This window comes from Bacillus sp. NEAU-CP5 (assembly GCF_026420705.1).
GTDB lineage: Bacteria > Bacillota > Bacilli > Bacillales > Bacillaceae > Bacillus > Bacillus velezensis.
Genome location: NZ_JAPMOV010000003.1, coordinates 476,577 through 501,982, shown reverse-complemented (window position 1 = coordinate 501,982; position 25,406 = coordinate 476,577). Strand labels below are relative to the sequence as shown.

The 25,406-nt window shown below is 45.2% G+C and carries 19 protein-coding genes; 10 read left to right on the top strand and 9 right to left on the bottom strand.

From position 1 onward, the window contains the following. Positions 1–3 precede the first annotated feature (3 nt). Complete coding sequence (locus tag OTK50_RS12545) at positions 4–861, bottom strand: Cof-type HAD-IIB family hydrolase (RefSeq protein WP_266121894.1); 858 nt, start codon at positions 859–861, stop codon at positions 4–6. A gap of 154 nt (positions 862–1,015) precedes the next feature. Next, on the bottom strand, positions 1,016–2,002 hold the full coding sequence (locus tag OTK50_RS12540) for an LCP family protein (RefSeq protein WP_003151348.1): 987 nt from the start codon (positions 2,000–2,002) through the stop codon (positions 1,016–1,018). 304 nt (positions 2,003–2,306) lie between these two features. Here OTK50_RS12540 and OTK50_RS12535 point away from each other — a divergent pair, with 304 nt between their 5' ends. Both OTK50_RS12535 and OTK50_RS12530 read left to right on the top strand, forming a co-directional pair. After that, on the top strand, positions 2,307–3,683 hold the full coding sequence (locus tag OTK50_RS12535) for a sugar porter family MFS transporter (protein WP_025853557.1): 1,377 nt from the start codon (positions 2,307–2,309) through the stop codon (positions 3,681–3,683). A 93-nt stretch (positions 3,684–3,776) separates the two neighbouring features. Continuing rightward, positions 3,777–5,189, top strand: coding sequence for a bifunctional glycosyltransferase family 2 protein/class I SAM-dependent methyltransferase (locus tag OTK50_RS12530; RefSeq protein ID WP_079898229.1), 1,413 nt, complete (start codon positions 3,777–3,779; stop codon positions 5,187–5,189). 3 nt (positions 5,190–5,192) lie between these two features. Here the strand turns inward: OTK50_RS12530 and OTK50_RS12525 are convergent, their stop codons facing one another. The 3 genes from OTK50_RS12525 to OTK50_RS12515 are packed head-to-tail and all read right to left on the bottom strand — an operon-like array spanning position 5,193 to position 8,883. Beyond that, a complete protein-coding gene (locus tag OTK50_RS12525) occupies positions 5,193–6,323 on the bottom strand; it encodes a Ger(x)C family spore germination protein (protein WP_025853555.1) in 1,131 nt (376 codons plus the stop codon). After that, positions 6,320–7,426 carry a GerAB/ArcD/ProY family transporter gene (locus tag OTK50_RS12520; protein ID WP_025853554.1) on the bottom strand — a complete coding sequence of 369 codons (1,107 nt, stop codon included), beginning with the start codon at positions 7,424–7,426 and terminating at the stop codon, positions 6,320–6,322. The genes OTK50_RS12525 and OTK50_RS12520 overlap by 4 nt, the downstream gene beginning before the upstream one ends. A 5-nt stretch (positions 7,427–7,431) precedes the next feature. Further along, positions 7,432–8,883, bottom strand: coding sequence for a spore germination protein (locus OTK50_RS12515; RefSeq protein WP_070082474.1), 1,452 nt, complete (start codon positions 8,881–8,883; stop codon positions 7,432–7,434). Between the two features lie 216 nt (positions 8,884–9,099). Here OTK50_RS12515 and manA point away from each other — a divergent pair, with 216 nt between their 5' ends. Next, entirely contained in the window at positions 9,100–10,050 is a 951-nt protein-coding gene (gene manA / locus OTK50_RS12510; protein ID WP_101563122.1) for a mannose-6-phosphate isomerase, class I, read from the top strand. Between the two features lie 140 nt (positions 10,051–10,190). Further along, entirely contained in the window at positions 10,191–12,836 is a 2,646-nt protein-coding gene (locus tag OTK50_RS12505; RefSeq protein ID WP_266121893.1) for an N-acetylglucosaminidase, read from the top strand. 61 nt (positions 12,837–12,897) lie between these two features. On the opposite strand, the gene OTK50_RS12500 is transcribed toward OTK50_RS12505, so the two are convergent. Then, complete coding sequence (locus OTK50_RS12500) at positions 12,898–14,064, bottom strand: CDP-glycerol glycerophosphotransferase family protein (RefSeq protein WP_088461755.1); 1,167 nt, start codon at positions 14,062–14,064, stop codon at positions 12,898–12,900. A 32-nt stretch (positions 14,065–14,096) separates the two neighbouring features. Beyond that, on the bottom strand, positions 14,097–14,867 hold the full coding sequence (locus OTK50_RS12495) for a WecB/TagA/CpsF family glycosyltransferase (RefSeq protein WP_007407501.1): 771 nt from the start codon (positions 14,865–14,867) through the stop codon (positions 14,097–14,099). A 355-nt stretch (positions 14,868–15,222) separates the two neighbouring features. On the opposite strand from OTK50_RS12495, the gene tagD reads away from it, so the two are divergent. From tagD to tagH, 5 genes are all read left to right on the top strand, one after another. After that, on the top strand, positions 15,223–15,612 hold the full coding sequence (tagD, locus tag OTK50_RS12490) for a glycerol-3-phosphate cytidylyltransferase (RefSeq protein WP_003151361.1): 390 nt from the start codon (positions 15,223–15,225) through the stop codon (positions 15,610–15,612). Positions 15,613–15,749: 137 nt separating this feature from the next. Continuing rightward, positions 15,750–17,288, top strand: a complete 1,539-nt coding sequence (locus OTK50_RS12485) for a glycosyltransferase family 2 protein (protein WP_224223866.1) — start codon at positions 15,750–15,752, stop codon at positions 17,286–17,288. 49 nt (positions 17,289–17,337) lie between these two features. Next, positions 17,338–19,512, top strand: a complete 2,175-nt coding sequence (locus OTK50_RS12480; protein ID WP_224223865.1) for a CDP-glycerol glycerophosphotransferase family protein — start codon at positions 17,338–17,340, stop codon at positions 19,510–19,512. A 185-nt stretch (positions 19,513–19,697) separates the two neighbouring features. Next, a complete protein-coding gene (locus OTK50_RS12475) occupies positions 19,698–20,525 on the top strand; it encodes an ABC transporter permease (RefSeq protein ID WP_007614137.1) in 828 nt (275 codons plus the stop codon). A 20-nt stretch (positions 20,526–20,545) separates the two neighbouring features. Then, on the top strand, positions 20,546–22,090 hold the full coding sequence (gene tagH, locus OTK50_RS12470; RefSeq protein ID WP_224223864.1) for a teichoic acids export ABC transporter ATP-binding subunit TagH: 1,545 nt from the start codon (positions 20,546–20,548) through the stop codon (positions 22,088–22,090). A 39-nt stretch (positions 22,091–22,129) separates the two neighbouring features. On the opposite strand, the gene galU is transcribed toward tagH, so the two are convergent. Beyond that, a complete protein-coding gene (gene galU / locus OTK50_RS12465; protein ID WP_003151367.1) occupies positions 22,130–23,014 on the bottom strand; it encodes a UTP--glucose-1-phosphate uridylyltransferase GalU in 885 nt (294 codons plus the stop codon). A 228-nt stretch (positions 23,015–23,242) separates the two neighbouring features. Between galU and wecB the strand changes: the two genes are divergently transcribed. Then, on the top strand, positions 23,243–24,382 hold the full coding sequence (gene wecB, locus OTK50_RS12460) for a non-hydrolyzing UDP-N-acetylglucosamine 2-epimerase (RefSeq protein ID WP_003151368.1): 1,140 nt from the start codon (positions 23,243–23,245) through the stop codon (positions 24,380–24,382). A gap of 32 nt (positions 24,383–24,414) precedes the next feature. Here the strand turns inward: wecB and OTK50_RS12455 are convergent, their stop codons facing one another. Then, positions 24,415–25,332, bottom strand: a complete 918-nt coding sequence (locus tag OTK50_RS12455) for a LytR family transcriptional regulator (protein WP_003151369.1) — start codon at positions 25,330–25,332, stop codon at positions 24,415–24,417. Between the last annotated feature and the right edge of the window lie 74 nt (positions 25,333–25,406).

Sequence of the window (25,406 nt, the reverse complement as noted above, 5' to 3'; positions counted from 1 at the left end):
CTTTTATTGATCGTTGTCGAGAAGCCGGTTGATGAAATATGCGACGCCGTTTTCATCGTTGCTTTTTGTAATATACGTGCTTTTTTCCTTCAGTTCATCAATCGCATTGCCCATGGCGATGCGGTTTCCCGCCGCTTCAAACATGGAGAAATCATTCGGGCTGTCGCCGATGGCGTAAATATCCTGTTTTTCAATTCCGTACAGTGAGGCAAGCTCCGTCAGAGCACGTCCCTTTCCGGAACCGGCAGGGAGGATTTCGATAATGTGTTTCCCGGAAGATGTCTGGGATAATTTCGGATGATGTGTAATTTCTTCTTTGGCGTTTCTCAGTTTTTCCATATCAAAAGAGAAACAAAGAAGCTTGTAAACATGTTCGTCTCCGTTAAAAATCGCCTGTATATCCTGCACGGGTTTAATGCCGAATTGTTTGAACTGCGTCTTTGCGCCCTCCCATAATGTCTGAATATCTTCCTTGGGATTGGCGCTTTTCAGAATGTCCAGTTCTGCCTGCAGTTTGGACTCGCCGTCAAACGGGGACAGCAGATGATCATCTGTATAGACCTCAAAGTAAATGTCTTTGTTCGTTAAATAAGCGGCGATATCCTTTCCGGCCTGCTGATCCATTAAGAGGCGGCTGACGAGGCGGTATCCTTTGTCATGGACTGTCCCGCCGTTTGCCGCAATGATCGGAATATCCAAATCCTTTAAGAGCGCTTTTACATCAAACGTGGCTCTGCCCGTGCAGATGGCCACGAGAATGCCCGCTTCATCCGCTCTTTGTAAAGCCGCTCTGTTTTCCGGAGAAATCACACTGTCCGAATTCAGTAATGTGCCGTCTAAGTCAATGGCTATCAATTTCATATGTATGGATGCCCTCCTTAAAAATAAAGCTGCTTCATGTAGTATGTTCAGCTTTGTGCGAAATCAGCAGAAAGCCGTCAGTTAAAAGGCTATACCTTCATGTCCTTTTTTTCAACAGAAAAACGGCGGGATTTGCTAATCCCGCCGTGACATCTTACGCGTCTAAATCATTTTTTAATTTCGTTTTTACTTCTTGAAGGTTTTCCTCATTCAGCTTGAAGTAATAAATATTTTTGCCGTACTGAGGAGTGTAAATGTAGCTGTCTGAACCTGTCAGCTGCAAAGAATTCACCGATTTCAGCGATGTGATAAACGGGAACAGACCGATGGCGTCATTAAGAGATAAGTTCATTTTCAAGTTTTTCCCTAAGCTGTCGACGATATCGTCATACGATGGGATCGAGCTTAACGATTTAGATTTTTTAATAATGGCGCTCAGCACTTCCATCTGTCTTTGTCCGCGCATCAGATCGGTGTCCGCTTTGCGTGTTCTTACATAAGCCAGTGCCTGCTCACCGTCAAGCGTCTGGACGCCCGGCTTCAGCACGACTTTTCCTTTTGTATCGACTTTAATACGATCGGCAATTTTCTGGCTTTTCACATTTACCGTAACGCCGTTCAACTCATTGACGACATCGCGGAACGCGTCGAAGTTGCTCTCAACCACATAATCTACCGGAATATCAAACATGTTTTCTACTGTTTTATAAGTTAAATTATAACCGCCGTAAGCATGTGCGTGCGCGAATTTGTCATAGCCGTGTCCCGGGATGTTGACATAGGAATCCCGCGGAATGCTGAGCATCGTCGCTGTTTTCTTTTTCCGGTTGAAGGTGACGAGCACATTGGCGTCACTTCTTGCGTCATCTACTGATTCGCCCTTATTGTCCCGGGCGTCTATTCCTAAAAGCAATACGGTGAAAGAATCCTTCTTCGGGTCAAATTCTTTGATCCGTTTTACGGACTGGTCGCCGCGGTCAAGGCTGACGTGCGCTTCTTTGGTCGCATTATTCAATTTCACAAATGCGTAGGTGCCGACGGAACCGGCGATCACCAATAAGAAAGCGGCGAATACCAGTACAAATTTCACCCATTTTCTGAGGCGTCTTTTCTTTTTTCTGCGTTGAGATCGTTCTTCCATATCATTACCTCTCGTTTCTATTCTTTGTGAAGCGTACCATAATTGTTGACTTGGAGCAACTCTGCAAATGAGAAAATTCTAAATCTTTCTCTCTATTTCGACAACATCTCCTGTTATTTTTGCATCAGGTTCACATTATATTGGACGGCAGGAAGCGGGAAATGTTTCGTCGCTTTGTAAAAAATAATCAGTAAAATAATGGATATTAACGGTGCGGAAGGTTTGAAACAATCGGAAACAGGCAAAAGAAGCAGTAGAACAATTCCGCGCGGATACAGCGTTGGATGAAGGGAGTCTATATAACATGAAAAGCATACACTCGAATAAATGGCTCTATTTTTTCGGCGCACTCGGCGGCGCGTTATACGGATATGATACCGGGGTCATTTCCGGAGCTATTTTGTTTATGAAAAAAGAACTGGGACTGAACGCCTTTACAGAAGGCCTCGTCGTCAGTTCGTTATTGGCGGGGGCGATTCTCGGATCGGGATTCGCCGGCAAACTGACCGACCGGTTCGGCAGGCGGAAGGCCATCATGGGAGCGGCGCTGCTGTTTTGTATAGGCGGTTTAGGAGTCGCTTTTGCCCCGAATACAGGGGTGATGGTTCTTTTCCGGATTATTCTCGGACTTGCTGTCGGAACATCTACAACGATCGTCCCGCTCTATTTATCGGAGCTGGCTCCGAAGCATAAACGGGGGGCGCTTTCTTCGCTGAATCAGCTGATGATTACGGTCGGAATCCTCGTTTCTTATATCGTGAACTATATATTTGCCGATGCAGGCGCTTGGCGCTGGATGCTTGGACTTGCGGTTGTGCCGTCAGTCATTCTGCTGATCGGAATCTTATTTATGCCGGAAAGCCCGCGCTGGCTGTTTACGATCGGCAAAGAAGAGAAAGCAAGAGAAATCCTTTCATCATTGCGGGGAACGAAGAATATTGATGATGAGATTGATCAGATGAAAGAAGCGGAAAAGGAAAACGAAGGCGGCTTGAAAGAATTGTTTGAGCCGTGGGTGAGACCCGCGCTGATTGCCGGCCTCGGACTTGCCTTTTTGCAGCAATTCATCGGGACAAATACAATTATTTATTACGCACCGAAAACATTTACCAGTGTCGGGTTCGGCAATTCCGCGTCTATATTGGGAACGGTCGGAATCGGCGCCGTCAATGTCATCATGACGCTTGCGGCTATTAAAGTCATTGATAAGATCGGCCGGAAGCCGCTGCTGCTGGCCGGAAATGCGGGCATGGTCATCAGTCTGCTCGTATTGGCTGCGGTCAATCTTTTCTTTGAACATTCAGCAGCCGCATCATGGACAACGGTGATTTGTTTAGGCCTGTTTATCATTGTGTTTGCGGTCAGCTGGGGGCCTGCCGTGTGGGTCATGCTTCCTGAATTATTCCCGCTGCATGTCCGGGGGATCGGGACGGGTGTCTCCACTTTGATGCTGCATGCCGGAACATTGATTGTCTCATTAACCTATCCGATGTTAATGGAAGCAGTCGGCATCAGCTATTTATTTCTCATTTATGCCGCGATCGGGATACTGGCATTCCTGTTCGTCCGGTTTAAAGTGACCGAGACGAAGGGGAAAAGCCTTGAAGAAATTGAGCAGGATCTGAAAAGCCGTAACGGAGGCTCGGGATCAGAATCAAATCGGCGGACAGTTCATCCGTAATATTCAGTTTTAGGGGGGCGGTTATTCACCGGCCCCTCAAAACGGATGCCGAGCGGGCGCCCGGTCACATAAATGACGGGGATATGTCATACGTTGTATAAAGTCACGATAAAGGCGGGGATGCCGGTGAAAACGAGTATTATTATCCTTACATATAATGAACTTGAGCTGACGAAAAAATGTCTGGCCAGCATTGAACGATACACCGACAAAGATAAGATTGAACTGATTATAGTTGACAACGGTTCCTCAGACGGAACGAGAGAATACATATCAAATCTGCCTGACGTCAAAGTTATCCTTAATGAAAAAAACCTCGGGTTCGCCAAGGGGTGCAACCAGGGAATCGAAGCGGCAGGGGGAGAAAATCTGCTGTTTCTGAACAACGATACGATGGTCACGAAAAATTGGCTCACCTCCATGCTGAGGGTGCTGTATCAATCTGAAAAAACCGGTATGGTCGGGCCCGTCAGCAACTATGTCAGCGGCGCGCAAATGATCCATGATGCGTATCAATCGCTTGATGAGCTGGAGTCATTCGCGGAGGCATATTGCGCACGGGAAAAGCATCATACAAAGCGGGTGCTGCGCCTTGTCGGCTTCTGTCTTCTGGTGAAAAGAAGCGTCATTGAAGACATCGGCCCGTTCGATGAGCAATTCGGATACGGTTCTTTTGAAGATGATGACCTATGTCTGCGCGCCCTGCAAAAAGGCTACAGCCTGCACATCGCTCTCGATGCCTTTGTGCATCACCACGGGCATGCGACGTTTACGGCTAATCAGGATATCAATATCAATCAGTTATATTCGGAGAACCGCCAGCGTTTTACGGAAAAATGGGGCACTGATTTTACGTACTTTACTCATCCGAGACCGGAAATTGCGGAGCTCGTTCCCCGGGAGGCGAAACGGATACTTGATGTCGGCTGCGGTGCGGGAGCTACGGGGCTGGAACTTCAAAACAGACAGCCTTGCGAACTGTACGGAATAGAACTGCACCCGCTGGCGGCGCAAGCGGCAAAAGGTCATTATGAAGCGGTGCTGCAGGAAGATGTCGAAAAAGTGAAGCTGCCTTATCCGGAAGGCTTTTTTGATTGCATCATTTTCGCGGACATCCTTGAGCACTTAAAAGACCCGTGGCGCGTCATTGAAACGTACTCATCCTATTTGTCGCCTGCCGGATCAATCGTTTGCAGCATTCCGAATATTTCCCACGCCGAAGCGCTGTTCCCGCTTCTGCTCGGTGACTGGACATACAGAGACGCCGGTATTCTCGACCGCACCCACTTGCGGTTTTTTACGCCGCAGACGGTGCACACGCTCTTTCCGGAAGAGACATTTGACGTGAAAAAGCAGTCCTATACGTATGTTCACGTGGATGAGCGGGTGCAGCTGTTTTTACAGGAAATCACACGAATGGCGCAATCGATGCAATTTCCGGTGACACAGCTGCCCGAACAAAGCCGGATTTATCAGATTCTCCTCCGTGTCGAAAAAACACGCTGAAGGCTACCGTCCCATCGTTCCGAAGTTGGTAATCTGAATGGAAACATCATAGTCAAAGGCCGCTTCGGAGAAGGTCTCATCCCAGCGGTGCTTCACTTTCTTCCAATAGTCGGGATATTGAATGCGGACTCTGTCAGAAAAGAAGACAGGGTCCGTTTCATATTGATTCTGCAGCTTATCGATGACTTCTTTCATATCGCTTTTCAGTTTTTTTTCGAAAATCTTTTCCAGCCCGTTTAAATAGTGCTGATCGAATGAATCTTCTCCGGCATATTGATCCTCTGACAAAAGGCCTTTTGTTTTCACCGCTACATGAAATGACAGCTTCCCGTTTTTCAGCAGGGGGGTGATGGAGGATGTTGATTTTTTGATCTCGAAGGTAATCGGGTGCCCCCCTTTATCCAAAGCGGGCAGCACGCCGCCCCGTATCGTCCCCGTCAGCCAATTCAGGCTCTGTACTTCGTATGATGACAGAAAGCCCGCCAATCTGTTTTGTTTTGCGTTTTTGATAATGGCCGCTCCGTCATACACCGTTTTTCCTTTTTGATTGCTGACGGCCTGAATGAGAAAACTGAGTTTATTATGGCAGTAAATCGAAGCTCTCCCGATTCGGAGCGGTTTTAAAATCTTCCCGTTATAGCCACCGTTGTTCGTAAGGTCGATCAGCTTTTCCGCGGGCATGGGCTGCTGCTGATTCGGCGTCGGCTCCGTCAGAATATCGGACGCTTTGCCTCTTGCCGCGAAGAGATAGCTGCTCCGCCTTAATTCATCATCGCGGATAAAATGATTCATCATCTGCAGTATATTTTGGTCGGCCAGCAATTTGTCGCTGAATATCAGCACTTTTAAATGATCGCTGTAAACGGGCGGATCTTTTAAAGCGACTTCACTGACGGCTTCAAGAATGGTATCCCCCCGCGACGTCACATTGACAAACACGGGCCGGCCGGAAGCCTGGCTGTTTTCACTTTGGGGCAGCAGGTTTTGATAGGTTAATTTATATCGGCGGTCACTCGTCTCGTCTATCGCCAGTCCCCGGGCGAAAGACAGCTTTTCGACTTCCTTCGCGTCCCAGCACCCTGAAAGCGTCATCAGTATGAAAAGCGCCGCCGCCCATTTTACGAAATGTGTCATGACGTCTGTTTCCTCCCGGCTATTTTTTTCATCCAGCTGACAAACCAGATGAGAAAAGGAATCATAATGACGGCAAAAAACGCATATCCGAGAATATTCGCGAATGCAAACACACTGTTGATATCATCGGGGTACATTGAAAGGCCGAATGTCACTGCCAATAAGCCCCCCAGCAGCCAGGCATTGTTTTTATTTTTCAGTTTGAAAATGGTGTTTAATCCGAGATGCGCTCCTTTAAAAGAACCGAGCATACAGGTGAACTGCTGGCATGTCCACGTAATTAAAAGAAAGATATCAAACCTTTCGATGAAAATACCGCGGATTTCCAAGGCGTGAATCAGGGAAATGGTCGGATATGTCACTGTTTTGGCTTCAGCGATCGACATACAGCCGATTACGACAAGCAGCGTAAAGCTGTAAAATAAGCCTGCGCATGCGATGCCGAAGACGGCAGCCTTTTTCGCCTGCTTCGGATTTTTCATAAACGGCACCAGATAAAGAATCACCTCAAGTCCTGAAAAATACAGAAGGGTCCGCGGAAACAGCTCAAAAAAGCTTTTGTAGCCCCCATCCAAGACCGGGCGGACGAAATCCAGCTTAAACAGTCTCAGGCTGAATATGAGCAGCACAATCAGAATGACGATCGCAATCGGAAAGAGATAAGCATAGAGTTTTGAAATGGGATACACCCCGCCGGTGACATGGTAGATGCCGACCGCCAGAAAGATGAATATAACGACACCCATCGGCGTATTTTTCAGTAAAAAGTAATTGATGACCTCACCGAGAAAACGGGCTTGAAAACAGACGGTGACGACAAAATAACAGCTGATGAATAAATTCAGAAGAGAACCGATGGCGCGTCCCATAATGCTTTGATTCAGCTCATAAATGGTTTCCCCGCTGTTTTTCTGCAAAAACGGCATAAAGAGCAGGACGATGCCGATAAACACGAGACTCTGCACAAGAATAATGATCCATCCGCTCGGACTGTCCGCTGCTGCGGCGGAGCGCGGCAGTGTTAACACGCCCGCTCCGATCATTGTTCCGCTTACCATGAGAAGTGTCTGCATAAACGACAGCTTGTCTTCCGGTTTTTTCATGGTGATCACCTTTGCTTGATTTTATCTTTCGTCTCTTTTCTGGTCGGCCGTTTTTTCAAAAGAGGCGTCGGCAGTCTGACGATCGTATCTTTTAAGTCCTGTCCCGGCTGCGCCATGATCGGAATAAGATAGTCCTGGCCGAAGCTTTTCAGGCGCATCAGATGGCCGACGACAAGCAGATAACACATGATCAGTCCGTATAAACCTAATATCGCCGACAAAATCATCGAAAAAATACGGATGAGTCTCAGCGGAAAATTGAACGCATAGGAGGGCGCCGTAAAAGAAGCCAATGCCGTAACGGATACGATAATGACCATCATCGCGCTGACGATGTTCGCCTGAACGGCGGCCTGCCCGATCACCACGCCCCCGATCAGGCCGATCGTCTGTCCGATCGGCTTCGGCAGCCTGAGTCCGGCTTCTCTGATCATCTCAATCGTAAAAATCATAATAAACGCTTCAACAAAAGGGGGAAACGGAACATTCAATCTGCTTCCGGCAATCGTCACCGCCATTCTCGTCGGTAAAAGCCCCGTGTGAAACGTAACGAGCGATATGTAAAGGCCGGGTAAATAAATCGTGATTAAAATGCATGTATACCGAAGCAGCCTGAGAAAGTTAACCGGAACCCACCGCTGATTATAATCGTCAGGTGAGTGGATAAATTCATCAATGGTAGCCGGCACCAAAAGGGTAAAAGGCGTTCCGTCTACAAGAATGGAGACCCTTCCTTCCAAAAGAGCGCCCATAACCCGGTCGGGCCGTTCGGTCGTCAAGACGGTCGGGAAAATGGAATACGTGTTATCTTCAATAAGCTGCTCGATCGTTCCTGATTCCGGAATGTCATCAATGGTGATCGAATCCAGTCTTTTCATCACTTCTTTTACAACATCATCAGGCGCAATATCCCGAATGTAGGCAACGGCGATCCGCTTTTTTGTCCGTTCGCCGAGTGTGATCTCTTTGATCTGGAGGTTGGGATCACCGGACTGCTCGCGCAAAAGCGCCGTGTTCGTTCGGAGCTTTTCGACAAAACCTATTCTCGGCCCCCGTTCAAGCACTTCTGAAGCCGGTTCTTCAATATCACGCATTTTAAATGTTTCCGTCTCAAACGAAAGGGCTTCCTCCCATCCCTCCGCCAGCAAAACCGATTTGCCGGAAAAAATGTCTGCCTCCGCGTCCTTAAGTGAAGAAAGCCGGGTGTGACGATAGCCGAAAGAGATGGATGACGGCGGTATTTCAGCCGGATCCTCTTGATGCAGGGCGGCCGCCTGCACGGGCGAAATAATATATTCCGCAAGCAATTGATTGTCGGTCAGTCCGTCTATATATATAAGACAGGCGTCACATTTGCCGTTTCCGTACGTAAACGAATAAAACATCATGTCATCGCTTTGGCCGATCCGTTTTTTCAGCGCTTCAAGGTTTTTGCCGAGCTCCGCATGGATCGTCATAATGTTCCCCCCTTTTCCATCAGTTATTTTAATTTGCGACAAACAAGGCATTTTATTCTGGAATAGGAAATGACTGAGCATTCCGCCCCATCCGAATGGTATAATGAGCAGGTCAGCCATTTTATACATATTGTTTTTAACCGCGGCTCTCCGTGTTTTAAAAAAGACACAGGGGGAATGGGATATGAGCCGCTTTTTAAGGGGAGGGGAACGAACATGACGCAAGAGCCGATTTTTCTACAGCCTGTATGCAAAGAAAAAATATGGGGCGGCACGTTATTACGCGAACGATTCGGATATGACATACCTTCAGAAACAACCGGCGAATGCTGGGCGATATCAGCCCATCCGCACGGAATGAGCACGGTCAAAAGCGGTCCGTATCAAGGGAAAACCTTGATGGAACTGTGGGATCAGCATAGAGAATTATTCGGCGGAACGGAAGGGGACCGGTTTCCGCTGCTGACGAAAATACTGGACGTCAAACATCATCTGTCCGTTAAAGTCCATCCTGACGATTATGACGCCGAGGAGCATGGACAGGGCGAAACGGGGAAATCTGAGTGCTGGTACATTATTGACTGTAAAGAAAATGCGGAAATCATATACGGTCATACGGCCCGTTCGAAAGCGGAACTTGTCACCATGATTAACAGCGGTGACTGGGAAGGCCTGCTGCGCCGCGTGAAGATCAAACCCGGCGATTTTTATTATGTGCCGAGCGGAACCATCCATGCCATTTGCGCCGGGGCGCTCGTGCTGGAAATACAGCAGAATTCAGACGCCGCCTACCGGATATATGATTACGGGCGTACAGATCAAAACGGCGGGGCGCGTGAGCTGCATATCCGCGATGCCGTCAACGCCGCCACCGTTCCTCATGTGGACGGATTTTTGGATGAATCAACTGAAACGAGAAAAGGCGTCACCATTAAAACCTTTGTGCAGGGAGAATATTTTTCTGTATACAAATGGGATATCAGCGGGACGGCGGAAATGACCCAGGACGCTCCGTTTATGCTGTGCAGCGTCACAGAAGGAAGCGGCTCCATCATCTTTGAAGGCAAGTCCGCCAAGCTTGAAAAAGGCGCGCATTTCATACTGCCGGATCAGATGCCTGACTTTACGATAAACGGAGATTGCACGATCATCGTTTCTCATATATAAAACCAAACTTAATCCCAGCTCTGGGATTAAGTTTTTTTTATTTGGATAATTGGATGATTTCTCTCTGTAAAAATGAAGAAAGCGGGCCGATAAATAAACTAGTTTGATAGAAACCAATTGAATCAGAAAGAGGAGAAGGAATGAAAAAGAGATTCGTTGCACCTATGTTATTGTCCGCCGTTTTCCTTGTCTTTAGCACCGTTACACAGCCCGCCGAGGCCGCATACAGCGACTACTCCGTTTACGAGCTGGAAACGAAGCAGCAATTTGCTTCTGAGAACGAGGCGCTTCAAGCGGCAGCGAAATTGAAAAAGGATACGGGGTGGCAGGCTGACGCAAAGAAAGCCGGAAATGCGCCGCTCACTTATCAAATCTCAGCTTCAGGCTTACACGATGAAACGGATGCGAAAACCGTGCTGAAAGATTTTACGAAGCAGACGGGCGTGGCCGGCACTTACAGCGCAAGCGGAAGCAAACAGCCTTACGTGACCGTCACATCAGGCGTTCTATCAGACGAGCGGCAGACGAAAAATCTTCTTGCCGAACTGACGAAAAAAACGGGCGTGACCGGCTCCGTCAAGCCGGCGGGGACAAAACAGCCGTATATGCAGGTCGTGACTTCTGAGATGGCGGCCGATGCGGATGCAAAAGCGCTCTCGCAAGCGTTGACGAAGCAGACGGGCGTGAAAGCGTCATACCGTCAGATCAAACGGGAAACAGCCCGGTTTCAGATCCAATCGGGAACAATCTCCGGCGATCAAAAAGCCGCTCAAATTCAAACTGATTTTCAAAAGGAAACAGGATTGCAGTCGTCGCTGAAAGTCACGGCAAAGGCCAGTCCGAATATCACCGTGACAGCCTCTGACATTTCAAATGCAAATAATGCGGCAGGTTTAGTGAAACAGCTGCAGCAGAAAACGGGCGTCAAAGGGAACGTTCAAAAGTATACCCAAAGCAAAACAGCAACCGTGTATAACGTGCAGTCAGGATATTTTAATGGAGTAAGCGCCGTACAAAATGCTATCACCCAAATCAAGAAGAATACGGGCGTCAGCGGAAGCTATCAAAAAGCCGGCAAGAAAAATAATTACACGGCCGTGATGAGCGGACTGACGGCTAAGCAGCTGCAAAGCGTGCAAGCTTTCTTTAAAAAGAAAAAATGGCATTGCGACGCATCGCCTGTCAAAAAGACAGCATCGGTGTCCGTTTACCGGATCACGGCAGGGCAGCTTACCGCTGCAAAGGCAGATCAAACGGAGGCGTTTTTCCGCCAGCAGCATGTAAAGACGGCAAGAACAGCGGCGGGAAAAACAGCAGAAAACGAATATCAGCTGCTTTCTCAGCAGACGGCAGACCAGTCGAAGATAAAAAAAGGATTGAATCTGCTGGCGGGATATAAACTGACTGCCATTTCAAAAACGATATCCAAGCAGACGGACACAACGTACCAAGTCACAACCGAATCACTGCTTGATACGGCAAAGATCAATCAATCGCTGGATTTTTTTAAAGGGAAAAAAGTATCCGCCTCCGCACAGAAAACAGGTGAAGCGGCGTATACACAATTCAGAATTGAAACGGCACCGCTGCTTAAGAAGGAAGACATTGACCGCGTGACTGCTTTTTTCAAGCAAAACAAAGCGGCCGGCACTGTGAAGGAGACGGGGAAAACCGGCTCTGCACAATACGTCATCAAAACCGAAACATTCAGCAGTAAAACCGTTTTAAATAAAAGCATGAGCTTTTTCAGCGCCAAACAATTACAGGCCGGCTATACGAGTGAAAGCCATCCGGTTTATGAACTCCGCATTCGCGATCAATTCACGGGAGCGCAGTCAGCGGACGCCGCCTCCCAAAAGCTGAAAAAGCTGTACGGATGGACGATGGCTATTCTGAAAATAAAAAACGGACCGCAAATCATGAATACCAATTACAACATCTCGCTGGCAGATATGGTCAAAAAACAAATGACAGTCAGCCCGCAGACTGATGCCGCGGCTTATGCATCGCTTACGTACATCAATACGGCCTCCGGAACGGTCACAGCCGACGTCCTGAACGTCCGGTCAACCCCGGAAGTCAGCTCCGGCAATATTATCGGGCAGTTGAAAAAAGGCGATAAAGTCAGCATCACAGGCCAGACAAACGGCTGGGCCAAACTCAGCATGGGCTGGAGAAACGCCAGCAGTGACGAAGTCGGGCAGTATGTCAATCCGGCTCACTTCGCACAAGACAGCAAGTATTACTTTCAATTTTTGAAGCTCTCTCAGACAGCCGGACTGAACGCATCGGAACTGAATCAAAAAGTGCTGGTCAATAAAGGAATACTGACAGGGAAAGGCCAGGCCTTTATTACAGCTGCCGGCAAATATAGCATCAATGAAGTGTATTTGATTTCGCATGCTTTGCTTGAAACGGGCAATGGCACGTCAGAACTTGCGAACGGCATTATGTATAATGGTAAAAAGGTTTACAACATGTACGGCATCGGGGCTTATGACAGCAACCCGAATTACTACGGCGCACAATACGCGTATAATCAAGGCTGGTTTACTCCGGAAGCCGCGATTATCGGCGGAGCCCAATTTATCGGTGCGTCTTATATTCACAATCCTTCATACGAGCAGGATACGCTGTATAAAATGAGATGGTCTCCAGCTGCGGCCCATCAGTATGCGACAGACATCGGCTGGGCGTATAAGCAGGTAAACCGCATGTACAGCTTATACTCACTGCTGGATGACTATACGCTTTACTATGATGTTCCCGTGTATATGAAAGTATAAAAAAAGGGCTGAAGTGTATGCTTCAGCCCTTTCTTCATGCAAAAAACACCCGCCGTCGGATTCAGGCAGGCGCTTCAGCACAATTTTTCATTTTTGTTTCCGCAAATTTCAATAACGCTTCACTCGAATTCCCATCTGAATACATATTCCATTTGTCCGAGAACCGCTTCATTTCTTCTGCACGAAATGGCTTTTTCGTCATTTCCTCCAGAAGGGCTTCGCTGTCATGACAAGCCTTTCCGGGAATGACGGACGTATAATTGTCGATTAAACCGCGTTTTTGATCATATTCCTCCAGATCATACGTGAAAAAGAAAATCGGTTTATTTAAGAGCGCGAATTCAAAAGGCACGGAAGAGTAATCCGTAATTAAAATATCGGCGGCTTTCAAGAGATCATGAAGACGCATGTCAGACACGTTCTTGATCAATTCGCTTTCAAACGAAGCCGAAATCTGATGCAAAACGGCAGGATGAAGCTTTACAAGCAGCATATACTCTCCGTTTAACGCGTTTGTGAGCTGTTCTTCGGTGAATGGCAGCCGAAAGGATTGCATATCATAATCCCTGAATGTCGGTGCGTACAAGATGATTTTTTTCGGCCATTTGTGCTTCAGTTCGGGCTTGTGTTCTTCATAATAGACGTCAGTCAGGGGGATACCCGTTTTTAACAGCTGGCCGTCCCGTATGCCGAACGACTTTTTAAAAACGTCAGCCATCGCGTCTGAGCCGACGGTGACAAAGTCAAACGAACGGTACACTTTTTTAAAACGGCTGATGTCTGATGCCGGGCGGTTTTGATTCGTCACATCCTCAAGGCCGAACTTTTTCAAAGAGCCGTTCGCATGCCACACCTGAATGCATGTCGTTTGCGGCCGGCGGTTTAAGACGCTTGTCATGAGGAAATAGTTATCCGTTATCACCACTTTGCTCTTAAAAAGGATCAAAACAGCCTTCAAAAGATGCAGCGGATGTTTTTCGTTCAGATAAAAAGAGCCGATACCTTCCAGCTCTTTTTTCAGACTGACGGCGTGTCTCGTATACAAAACCGTCACTTCATAAGAAAGCGATTCAGCGTGCGCTTTGTAAGAACGGATGAGAGCCTGCGCATTCTCTTCAAAAGATACCAGCAGGGTCAGATGGTTCTTGGGCTTTACAGGCTTGAACAAAACGCCGAGAACAGACAGATATATAGAATAAAAAGCGGCGAATAAAGATCGCAGGTTCATAGATTACCAATCTCTTTTGCTGTTTTATTTGTTTAAAGCTGTTTCGTTTGATCTTCTGCCTGCTTGGAATACAGGCTTTTATTTGATTTATTATTTCTCAAAACGGTAAAAGCATACTTCGGAATGTTCAGCATCCTTTTCCATCTCCACGGATTCGTCACCAGTCTGTACAGCCATTCCAGATTCGTTTTGATCATCCATTCAGGGGCGCGTTTCACCGTTCCGCTGAACACATCAAAGCTTCCGCCCAAACCGATCGATACAGCCTGAGGGAAAAGATGTTTGTATTCATAAATAAATTGTTCCTGATGGGGATATCCTAAGGCGACAAACACGAGATCGGGTTTCGCCCGGGAAATCTGTTTGGCGACGAAGCGTTTATCCGCTTCATAACCGTTGCTGGCTCCGACAACCTCAATATTCGGATACTCTTTGCTGATCCGGTTCAAAACGGCGTCAAGCACGTCTTGTTTAGCTCCGTATAAAAATATTTTTTTAGACTGCCGGTTTGCGAGGCCGAGCAGCGCAAGAAACACATCGAATCCCGCAATTCTTGATTTCAGCGGGTGCTGCGTCAAACGTGACATTAACACGACGCCGATACCATCCGGCAGGACGAAATCCGCGGATGAAATGACTTGATGATAACCTTTGTCTTTCGCCGCAGCGTATCCGATCTCAGGATTGACCGTCGCAATGACGGCTCCTTGCTTTTGTGCGATATAATAAGTGTCTAAATATGAAATAAACTCCTGTAAATTTCCATTAACATAAGAAAGGTTGTGCACCATTTCAGTCTGCATCTGCCGTCCTCCTTTTTGTACGGGATTTTCTTTCACTTTTTCGTGACTTAGGCTAAGCTTTATTTTAACATAATACCTTCAGATAAACTTAACAATAGTTTTACAAAAATATAAATAAGATAACAATTTCTTTAATCATACGCGCAAAAACCCTGCTAAACTCCTATTGTAATAACATTTGTTAATAAGTGGATTTTAACTTCGTTTTACATTGGCTTAACCTTTTCAGGGCTATGTGATATAATGAGGTTCCATGAGTACGAAATTGGCACTTTAGTGATTAAGGATACAGCTGCGCAGCATTTCAGGGCAGTTGCTTGTTATACGTATGATGATAGAAAGGAGCTTTTGTTTCATGAAGAAGGTCATTACTTACGGTACGTTTGATTTACTGCATTGGGGTCATATTAAACTGCTTGAGCGCGCAAAGCAGCTTGGAGATTACCTTGTTGTTGCCATCTCAACAGACGAGTTCAACCTGCAAAAACAAAAAAAGGCCTACCACAGCTATGAACACAGAAAGCTGATTCTGGAAACGATCCGTTATGTCGACGAAGTCATTCCGGAAAACAGCTGGGATCAAAAAGTACGTGACGTAGCGGATCACAACATCGACGTGTTCGTAATGGGAGACGATTGGGAAGGCAAATTCGATTTCCTTAAAGATCAATGCGAAGTCATCTACCTCCCTAGAACCGAAGGCATTTCCACCACACAGATTAAAAAAGAAATTGCCGGGGTGTAATTGAAACATTCGGATATACAGATGATAAAGAAGTACTCCCTCCGGATAGGGAGTACTTCTTGTAATATAAGGTTATTTTCGCTATATTTGTTATGCGCTTTTGAAAAAAAGCTAGACAATAAGAGGAGAATTTAAAGATGAATCTTAGTAACTTTTTTAAGTTGAATAAAAAAGAGTCCAAGCCGTCCGTAGAAGAACGCGAATATACCATTTTAAACAAAGAAGCATTGGCGGAAGAGAAGAAGGTAGCGGTAGTCGTTCCTGTTTATAATGCAGAAGAATATGTAAGGAAAACAGTTGATTCAGTGATCCTTCAAAACATCGGCTTTCAGCATATTTCTTTAATTCTGGTCGATGATTGCTCTACTGATGATTCCAGAAACATCCTGACTGAGTACGCCGAATTGTATGAAAATATTACAGTCGTCTTTTTGAAAGACAACACGGGAACCCCGGCTTATCCGAGAAACTTGGGAATTGAGCTGGCAAATGCGAAGTACATTACATTTTTGGATGCAGATGATTGGTTTGCGCCGAACGGAGTTAAAATCTTATTCGACATGCTCGAAAGAGATCAGGTAAATTATGCGGTCGGAAAAACGATCGAAATGCAGGTGAACGGTCAAAAAACGATCGGGAAACATGAGTCTTCGCTGAACAGAGCGAAGGTATCGCCTTTTTCAATCCGGCATATTTTCTATCATCTCGGCCCGCGGGCAAGAATGATGAACTTACAATTTCTAAAAGATAATGATATCAGATATCCGGAAATGAAATTTGCTGAAGATAAGCAATTTTTTATGGATGTTCTTTTGGCGTGCGGAGATATTTCAACGTCAACCGAACCGGTCTATTATCTGAACAGAATGGACAATAATGAGTCGCTGACAAAGCAGACTAATATAATGGAAAAAACCGACACGAACATAGCCGTAATGAAGTATATTCTGAACAAAAAATTGGATACTGAAAAAGAGAAGATGGCGATGAACCGCCTGATCGAATTCGATTCCATTACGCGCCTTTTCGATCGGATGCACTTCCTGAAAAGCGAAAACAAAGAAGCCTACTACAATAAATTCAATGAAATTCTGAATGTGTTAAAGAAGACGAAATACGATATTTCCGAGACATTTTTTCATCCGATTCATAAAACAGCCTTCCGTCTGCTGACTCAAAAACGGTATGATGAGGTCGAAAAGCTGTTCCGCTGGTCCAAAAAAGAGCCCGATAAAACCATCGTGACGCAAGACGGGCTGGCTTATTTAGAAAGCCCGCTGACGGATGAAGAAAATAAACTGGTCGAACTTCGCATGCACGGAGAAACGGAAAGCGCGGTGTTCGCCGATCATAAATTCACCGTTACGTTCCGCTTGTTCGGACAGGACAGAAATAATGCCCAATATATTCTGTTTCAGCACAGAGATAACATGAAAGTACACCACCAGTTTCCGGTTCAGTCACTGGGAGACGGGCGGTACGTCCTTGAAATCCCGTTAAGTGACATTGAAAAAGTCGGACTTGGCGGTTATATTATGTATGTCATTTATAACGATTATGAACGTGTCATGTTAAACAGAGAAGACGGTGAAAAGGTGACGGCAGAAGCGAACGGACTGCAATATCAATTCTACCGGACGGTGAAGGGGAACCTTTCGCTGAAAGTAACAAAATGATGATTGTGATTGGATATGTTTAATTGAAACAGAGGAGTAGACTTATTTTATGGGTATAGAAAATCCTGTCAGATACAAGTTAAAACATCTTAACATAAAGGAAGAGACATTCAGCATTACGATATCCTGTGAAAATGTCACTGCAGGGGAAGAGCCTTCTCTTCAGATTATAAATCGTAAGACAAAAGCGGAACTTTCCGTCCCTCTGAAACGGTTGGCCGGAGAAGGCGGGGAGTACCATGCTGTCATGAGCACGGATCTGCTTTCTGACCATACGGACGGCAAAGGATGTCTGGATTTCTATGTCTCCTTTATCAATGATGACAGTGATATCAGTAAAAAACGGTTAAAATCCAGCCTTGAACCTATTGAACTGTCTTCTTATAAAGATGAGGCTCATCATATGTTCTTTTTCCCTTACACGACGAAGAAAGGGAATTTTTCCTTAAAGCTGCTGCAGAAAAAGTTCGTCACGCGGATTGATGAAATGGAGCTCGAATCTGACGGCAGCTTACATCTGAAAGGTTTTGCATTCCGGCTGAATGCGGCAGAAACCTTAAAGGTAAAAGAAAAAAACCTGATTCTGAAAATGAAAAAAGGAAAAGAAGAGGAGCCTCTCATTCTGAAGTATCCGCTTCACGACGTGCCGAGACACGACCTTGATGAATATGTTCAGGACACAACGATGCTTGACACGATAGGCTTTGATACAAAAATTGATTTGAATGCTGTTTATAAAGAATTGAATCAGCAGCTAACCTTTCAATTCCATATTCAATTCATTTTTGAAGATGCCGAGACGGGTGAAGAGATTATCACCAACAGCAAACCGTTAAAGGTTCTGAAATCTGAACATGTAAACCCTAACCAATTCACGATTTTGAAAACGGAGAAAGGGCCTGCAAGATTTCACGTTTTCACGAAAAAGAAAACGAAAAATCTCCACCTGAGAATGAACGATTACAGCTTCAGCACCCGCGTGGAGTATTTTGTGAAAGGAAAGCTGAAACGGGGCGCTTCCTTTGTACGCAAGAGAAAGAATAAGCTGAAAAAGTTCATTGAGAAAAGAATACAAAACACTTATAAAGCGGGATTCAGGGTTGCGGGGAAACTGCCTGTCAAACAGAAATTTGTCATGTTTGAAAGCTTTGCCGGAAAACAGTACAGCTGCAACCCGCGGGCGATTTATGAATACATGAGCAAAGAGATGCCGGAATACCGTCTCTGCTGGAGTGTAAACCCCGCTTACTCACAGACATTTAAAGATAAAGGAATTCCTTATATCGAACGCTTTACGTTCAAATGGCTGTTCGCCATGGCAAGAGCCGAGTACTGGGTTGTCAACAGCCGTATGCCGCTGTGGATTCCGAAACCTGAGCATACGACATATGTCCAGACATGGCATGGCACGCCTTTAAAGCGCCTTGCAGTAGATATGGATGAAGTGCATATGCCGGGAACAAACACTGAAAAATACAAGCGCAACTTTACGACAGAGGCTTCAAAGTGGGATTACCTGATTTCACCGAACGCATATTCAACCGAAATATTCGCCCGGGCGTTTCAGTTTAATAAAACCATGATTGAATCGGGATATCCGCGGAATGACTTCCTTCAAACGGATAACAGCCCTTCTGTCATCAAAGCGCTGAAAGAAAAAATGAATCTTCCGCAAGATAAAAAAGTGATTATCTACGCACCGACATGGCGGGATGACCAATTTTATAAGAAGGGAAAATACAAGTTTGACCTTGATTTAGACCTTCACCAATTGAGAGAAGCGATCGGCGACCGTTATGTCATTATTTTACGAATGCATTATCTCGTGGCGGAAAACTTTGATCTCGGACCGTATGAAGGATTTGCTTATGATTTCTCCAGCTACGAAGATATTCGTGAGCTGTATATGGTCTCTGATTTACTCATAACGGACTATTCCTCTGTCTTTTTTGACTATGCAAATCTGAAAAGACCGATGCTGTTTTATGTGCCTGATATCGAAACGTACCGGGATAAACTCAGAGGGTTTTACTTTGACTTTGAAAAAGAAGCGCCCGGCCCGCTAGTCAAAGAAACAGGTGACGTTATCAAATGGGTCAATGAAACGGAATCAGATGATTATAAGCTTCCGGATTCGTTCGGGCCTTTTTACGAGAAGTTCTGTTATTTAGAAACCGGAGAATCGTCTGAAAAAGCTGTAAAAGTGATTTTCGGGGACAAGTAAATAAGTGCAAAAAAGCATAATTTAACCACGTTAATTATGCTTTTTTGCTTAAGTGACGGCATGTTGCGCTCATGGGACTCAGGCTTGTTATGAAGTGAAAAATACATCGTAATCTGTTACAATTATGAGCGGTGCTTTTGTAAGTCAAAGCTATTACCTAAAACTTACGACTAAGGAAGATTAGAATGAATGCATTGGTAAAAATTCTGAAAGAGCAATTCAACTCATTTCCGCTGATTATGCGGCTTGCAGTGTACGAAACGAAATCAAAGTATCAAGTGAACTATTTGGGTATATTGTGGCAGTTTCTCAACCCCATGATTCAAATGCTGGCATACTGGTTCGTATTTGGTCTCGGGATTCGCGGCGGACATGATATGGTGCTTGGAAATGGAGACAGCGTACCGTTCATTGTCTGGATGCTGGCCGGCTTAATTCCTTGGTTCTTTATCAGTCCGACGATACTGGATGCATCTAACAGCGTTTTTAAACGGATAAATTTAGTGTCGAAAATGAACTTTCCGATCAGTTCACTGCCTTCTGTAGTGATAGCATCGAATTTATTCAGTTATTTTGTGATGATGGGGATTTATATTATTGTGCTGCTGAGCAACGGTCTTTTTCCGACGCTGCACTGGCTGCAATATATTTATTACCTGTTTTGTATGATCAGTTTTATGTTTGCTTTCGGCCTGTTTAATTCGACTATCAGCGTATTAATCAGGGATTACCAGTTTTTGCTTCAGGCCGTCACAAGGCTGCTCTTTTTTCTTCTGCCGATTTTTTGGGATATTGCGGAGAAATTTGGAAACAGACCTGAAGTTTTGACCATCTTGAAGTTAAACCCTCTTTTCTATATTATCGAGGGTTTTAGAGACAGCTTTATGGAAGGGCAGTGGTTTTTCCACGATGTGAAATACACGCTGTATTTCTGGTTTGTCACACTGCTGTTGTTAACAGTCGGTTCACTTCTTCATATGAAATTCAGAGATAAGTTTGTTGACTTTCTTTAATATAGTAAGGAGATTATACGATGAAACTAAAAGTTTCGTTCAGAAATGTTTCAAAACAGTATTTTCTATATAAAAAACAGTCTGACAAAATTAAAGGACTGTTTTTCCCAAACAGAAATCAAAAAGGTTTTTTCGCTGTCCGAAATGTTTCTTTTGACGTCTATGAAGGGGAAACGATCGGATTCGTAGGGATCAACGGGTCGGGAAAATCAACGATGTCCAATCTGCTTGCAAAGATTATTCCGCCGACAAGCGGTGAGATTGATATGAACGGGCAGCCGTCTTTAATCGCGATTTCTGCCGGATTAAACAATCAATTAAGCGGTAAAGACAACATTCGTTTAAAATGCTTGATGATGGGTCTCAACAATCGGCAGATAGACGAGCTTTATGAAAAAATCGTTGAATTCGCGGATATCGGCGACTTTATAGATCAGCCTGTTAAAAGCTATTCAAGCGGTATGAAATCCCGTCTCGGTTTTGCCATTTCGGCGCATATGGACCCTGACATCCTTATTATTGATGAGGCGCTCTCAGTAGGGGACCAGACTTTCTATCAGAAATGTGTGGACCGCATTACGGAATTTAAAGAACGCGGCAAAACGATCTTTTTCGTCAGTCATTCCATCGGACAGATTGAGAAAATGTGTGATCGGGTGGCTTGGATGCATTACGGCGAAATGCGTATGTTCGACGAAACGAAAGCCGTTGTGAAAGAATATAAAGCTTTTGTGGATTGGTTCAACAAGCTTTCAAAGAAAGAAAAGAAGAAATATCAAAACGAGCAGATTGAAGGCAGAACGCGGGCAGCCGAGGAACAGAAAATCACTCAGGCGCAGCAAAAGAAAGCGAAGCCTAAATTCATTGCCAATACGATACAGATTACGCTGCTTGCATTGCTGGCTGTCGGCGCAGGCGCTTCGATGTTTTCAGACAAGCCTCTGCGTGCGATCACATCTTTCGGTCACGTCAAACAGAGCGATGCCGGCCTTTATGAGTCTGTGAATAAACCAGCTTTGGTAAAAGCTGAAAAGGCGGACCTTTATACTGAAAAAGATATAAAAGGAAAAGCCTCCGCAAGTGTAAGTTTCGGCACGAAGGTGCAGGTAGAAGCCGAAAATAACCAGGCGGCCAAAGTGAAATTAAACGATAAAGAGTACTTTATGAAAAAGACTGATCTGTATAAAGTGAATGCTTTAAAAAAGACGGATGTTCAGCTTAATGATTTCAGCGGCAGTTTATCAAGCCAAACAGCAGAAGAGTTTCTCTCATATCTCAATAAAAGCGGGGACGATGTACAGAGTAAATTGAAAAATCCAGCTGCCGGACAAATGGCTGACGGACGGAACGTATTAAAAACATCCGATGCAAAAACGGAGGTAGTGATTGACAATGATACAGTCTCCGAAGTGGTTTTTCATTTATCGCGTCCTGCAGACATCTCAGCTTTAAGTGAAAAAGGCGGCAGCAAAATCAATCAGAATTTGCTCATGCTTAAAAACCAGGAATATACTTTTTCTGTGAACAATGCTGATCAAACACTGACGGTAACGTCTAAAAAGTAAAGATCACATAAAAAAAGCTGCCGGATTCGGCAGCTTTTTCTATTCGTCAGCTTCTTCTTTTTCAAGAAGATCCTTCATGAACGGAATTAATTTATGGCGGATATCCTGATCCTGTAAGGCGAATTCAAGTGTCGTCTCGATAAATCCGAGTTTTTCACCGACATCGTAACGTTTTCCTTCGAAATCATAAGCGAAGACACGCTGAATGTCATTGAGCTTTTGGATGGCGTCCGTTAATTGAATTTCTCCTCCTGCACCGACTTCCTGCTGTTCCAGGTACATGAAAATTTCAGGAGTGAAAACGTATCTTCCTAAAATAGCCAAGTTGGAAGGAGCTGTGCCCGGTTCAGGCTTCTCTACAAAATTTTTGACCTGGTAACGGCGGCCTTCATTTGTTAACGGATCGATAATTCCGTAGCGGTGTGTGTCGCTTTCAGGAACTTGCTGAACACCGATGATTGAAGACAATGTTTTTTCGTATTCATCCATCAGCTGACGAAGTCCCGGTTTTTCAGCCTGGACAATATCATCGCCGAGAAGAACGGCGAAAGGTTCATCGCCGATGAAGTTGCGTGCGCACCAAACGGCATGACCGAGTCCTTTTGGCTCTTTTTGGCGAATATAGTGGATATCCGCAATATTTGACGATTTTTTCACTTTTTGAAGCAGTTCGATTTTCCCTTTTTCTTCTAAATTGCGTTCCAGTTCAGGGGCATTGTCGAAATGGTCTTCTATTGCTCTTTTTCCTTTTCCGGTTACGATAATAATATCTTCGATTCCGGATTCGACAGCTTCTTCGATAATATACTGAATTGTCGGCTTATCAACGATTGGAAGCATTTCTTTAGGCATTGCTTTTGTGGCCGGCAAAAAACGAGTGCCTAAACCTGCTGCCGGAATAATGGCTTTGCGTACTTTCTTCACTGAATAACACCATCCTTGTTTCTGCAAAATCTTTTTTTCAGAACTATAACCTAGTCTTTTTCCACTTTACCACAATTGATTAAAATTCACACCTTTTAATCCGCTTTCAAAGAGTCTTGTAACGGTTTTTGCTTTGTTTGCCATTAAGCTTTACAATATCTAAGAAACGGCATAAATATGTTAACATGAAGGGATATCCGACATATAAAACGAGGTGCAGACAAACCGTTGAAAAAACTAAAAGTAATGACCGTATTCGGTACAAGACCTGAAGCAATTAAAATGGCTCCGCTCGTATTAGAGCTTGAAAAATATCAGGAAATTGATTCGCTGGTGACTGTAACCGCACAGCACAGACAGATGCTGGATCAAGTGCTTGAAGCATTCAGCATCACGCCTGATTTTGATTTGAATATTATGAAAGAGCGTCAAACGCTTTCAGAAATTACATCTCATGCTTTGCTGAAACTGGACAAGCTGTTTCAAGAAGTAAAACCAGATATCGTTTTGGTCCACGGAGATACGACGACAACGTTCGCCGGAAGCCTTGCCGCCTTTTATCATCAAATCGCCGTCGGCCATGTGGAAGCCGGTCTGCGTACGCAAAATAAATACTCTCCTTTCCCTGAAGAAATCAACCGGCAGATGACGGGCGTGATCGCTGATGTGAATTTTGCGCCGACAAGCCAGGCAGAACAGAATCTGCTTGCTGAAAATAAAAAGCCGGATTCTATATTTATCACGGGAAATACGGCGATAGACGCGCTTCAAACGACAGTGCGGGAAGACTATTCTCATCCGATTTTTGACAAGCTGGAAGGAAGCAGGATGATTCTTTTGACAGCGCACAGACGTGAAAATTTAGGCAGGCCGATGGAACAGATGTTTAAGGCCGTCAGAAGAATCGTTGAAGAGTTTGAGGACGTACAAGTCGTTTATCCCGTTCATTTGAATCCCGCAGTTCGTGAGGCCGCAGAAGCCCATTTTGCTGATTCGGACAGGGTGCATTTAATAGAACCTCTGGAGGTCGTGGATTTCCATAACTTCGCTGCGAAAGCAAATTTCATTTTGACCGACTCAGGCGGGGTTCAGGAGGAAGCGCCTTCTCTCGGAAAGCCGGTCTTGGTGCTTCGGGACACAACCGAGCGCCCCGAAGGAGTGAAAGCCGGGACATTGAAGCTGGCGGGTACAGATGAAGAAACGGTGTATCAGCTGACAAAACAGCTCTTAACCGATCAGGCCGAGTATGAACGGATGTCAAAGGCGTCAAACCCTTATGGTGACGGATCGGCCTCAAAACGGATTGCGGAAGAACTGCTTTATCGGTACGGCTATAGAAAAACCCGTCCGCAGCCTTTTACAGAATAAAAAAAACTCTGCATCATATGCAGAGTTTTTTATTATTTCAGGCTTTCTTTTAATTCTTTTTTGACTGAAGCGAGGCTTGCTTCATCTAATTTGTAATAATAGATATTGTTGATTCTCGTTCCCGTTCCCTTCAGTTCATGCTGAGTGACTTTGCTGCGGGCATTTTTATAGTCAGTCATAACCGTCCACATATCATCGAATGACATGTTTGTTTTCATATTGTTTTCAATGACCTTAAACATATCTCCGAATTTCGTGACAGACGAGATGTTTGCCCCCTTAGAAATAATCCCTTCAATCACTTGGCGCTGCCGCTGCTGTCTGCCGAAATCCCCCCGGGGGTCTTCTTTTCTCATGCGGGTGTAGGCAAGTGCTTCTTCGCCGTTCAGGCTGATGTTCCCCGTTCCGAAAGAATGCCCGTCGTAGTTGAAGGCGAACGTGCTGTTCACCGTAATCCCGCCGAGTGTATCCACGGTATCTTTGAAGCTCTCCATGTTTACTTTCACAAAATAATCTACCGGCACGTCAAGCAGGTCCTCGACGGTATCCGCGGCCATTTGGGTTCCGCCGAAGGCATAGGAGTGGTTGATTTTATCCATCGTACCTTTGCCGGAGATTTTCGTATACGTATCGCGCGGGATGCTGACCATTTCCGTTGTATTCGTTTTAGGATTGACGGTCATATAAATCATCGTGTCCGCGCGCCCTTTGTCATTTTTCCGCTCATCGACTCCCATGATTAAAACAGAAATCGGATCCTTCTTTCCGAGATCTATATCCGTGTCACGTTTGTCCGATTTTTTTAAGTCTTCCTGAATGCTTGCCACCGTTGAAGCCGCTTTGTGCCACAAGTAGTAGACGTAGCCTCCTGATGATAAAACTAACAGCCCGATGATTGTTACGATTGTCAGAAGAACCTTTTTCTTCTTTCTTTTTCGTTCAGCTCTCATTTGTCATCACCTTTTCTATTAACTTTCATGATGCAATTTACTAATCTTTATAAACCCAGTCATATTTTTACTTA

What these genes read in the sequence shown, in the direction of transcription:
- OTK50_RS12500 (WP_088461755.1), bottom strand. Translation starts at nt 14,064, where the DNA reads ATGAACCTGCGATCTTTATTCGCCGCTTTTTATTCTATATATCTGTCT.
- tagH (WP_224223864.1), top strand. Translation starts at nt 20,546, where the DNA reads ATGAAACTAAAAGTTTCGTTCAGAAATGTTTCAAAACAGTATTTTCTA.
- OTK50_RS12495 (WP_007407501.1), bottom strand. Translation starts at nt 14,867, where the DNA reads ATGCAGACTGAAATGGTGCACAACCTTTCTTATGTTAATGGAAATTTA.
- OTK50_RS12525 (WP_025853555.1), bottom strand. Translation starts at nt 6,323, where the DNA reads ATGACACATTTCGTAAAATGGGCGGCGGCGCTTTTCATACTGATGACG.
- OTK50_RS12455 (WP_003151369.1), bottom strand. Translation starts at nt 25,332, where the DNA reads ATGAGAGCTGAACGAAAAAGAAAGAAGAAAAAGGTTCTTCTGACAATC.
- OTK50_RS12475 (WP_007614137.1), top strand. Translation starts at nt 19,698, where the DNA reads ATGAATGCATTGGTAAAAATTCTGAAAGAGCAATTCAACTCATTTCCG.
- OTK50_RS12520 (WP_025853554.1), bottom strand. Translation starts at nt 7,426, where the DNA reads ATGAAAAAACCGGAAGACAAGCTGTCGTTTATGCAGACACTTCTCATG.
- OTK50_RS12540 (WP_003151348.1), bottom strand. Translation starts at nt 2,002, where the DNA reads ATGGAAGAACGATCTCAACGCAGAAAAAAGAAAAGACGCCTCAGAAAA.
- OTK50_RS12480 (WP_224223865.1), top strand. Translation starts at nt 17,338, where the DNA reads ATGGGTATAGAAAATCCTGTCAGATACAAGTTAAAACATCTTAACATA.
- OTK50_RS12545 (WP_266121894.1), bottom strand. Translation starts at nt 861, where the DNA reads ATGAAATTGATAGCCATTGACTTAGACGGCACATTACTGAATTCGGAC.
- manA (WP_101563122.1), top strand. Translation starts at nt 9,100, where the DNA reads ATGACGCAAGAGCCGATTTTTCTACAGCCTGTATGCAAAGAAAAAATA.
- OTK50_RS12515 (WP_070082474.1), bottom strand. Translation starts at nt 8,883, where the DNA reads ATGACGATCCATGCGGAGCTCGGCAAAAACCTTGAAGCGCTGAAAAAA.
- OTK50_RS12535 (WP_025853557.1), top strand. Translation starts at nt 2,307, where the DNA reads ATGAAAAGCATACACTCGAATAAATGGCTCTATTTTTTCGGCGCACTC.
- OTK50_RS12485 (WP_224223866.1), top strand. Translation starts at nt 15,750, where the DNA reads ATGAATCTTAGTAACTTTTTTAAGTTGAATAAAAAAGAGTCCAAGCCG.
- tagD (WP_003151361.1), top strand. Translation starts at nt 15,223, where the DNA reads ATGAAGAAGGTCATTACTTACGGTACGTTTGATTTACTGCATTGGGGT.
- OTK50_RS12505 (WP_266121893.1), top strand. Translation starts at nt 10,191, where the DNA reads ATGAAAAAGAGATTCGTTGCACCTATGTTATTGTCCGCCGTTTTCCTT.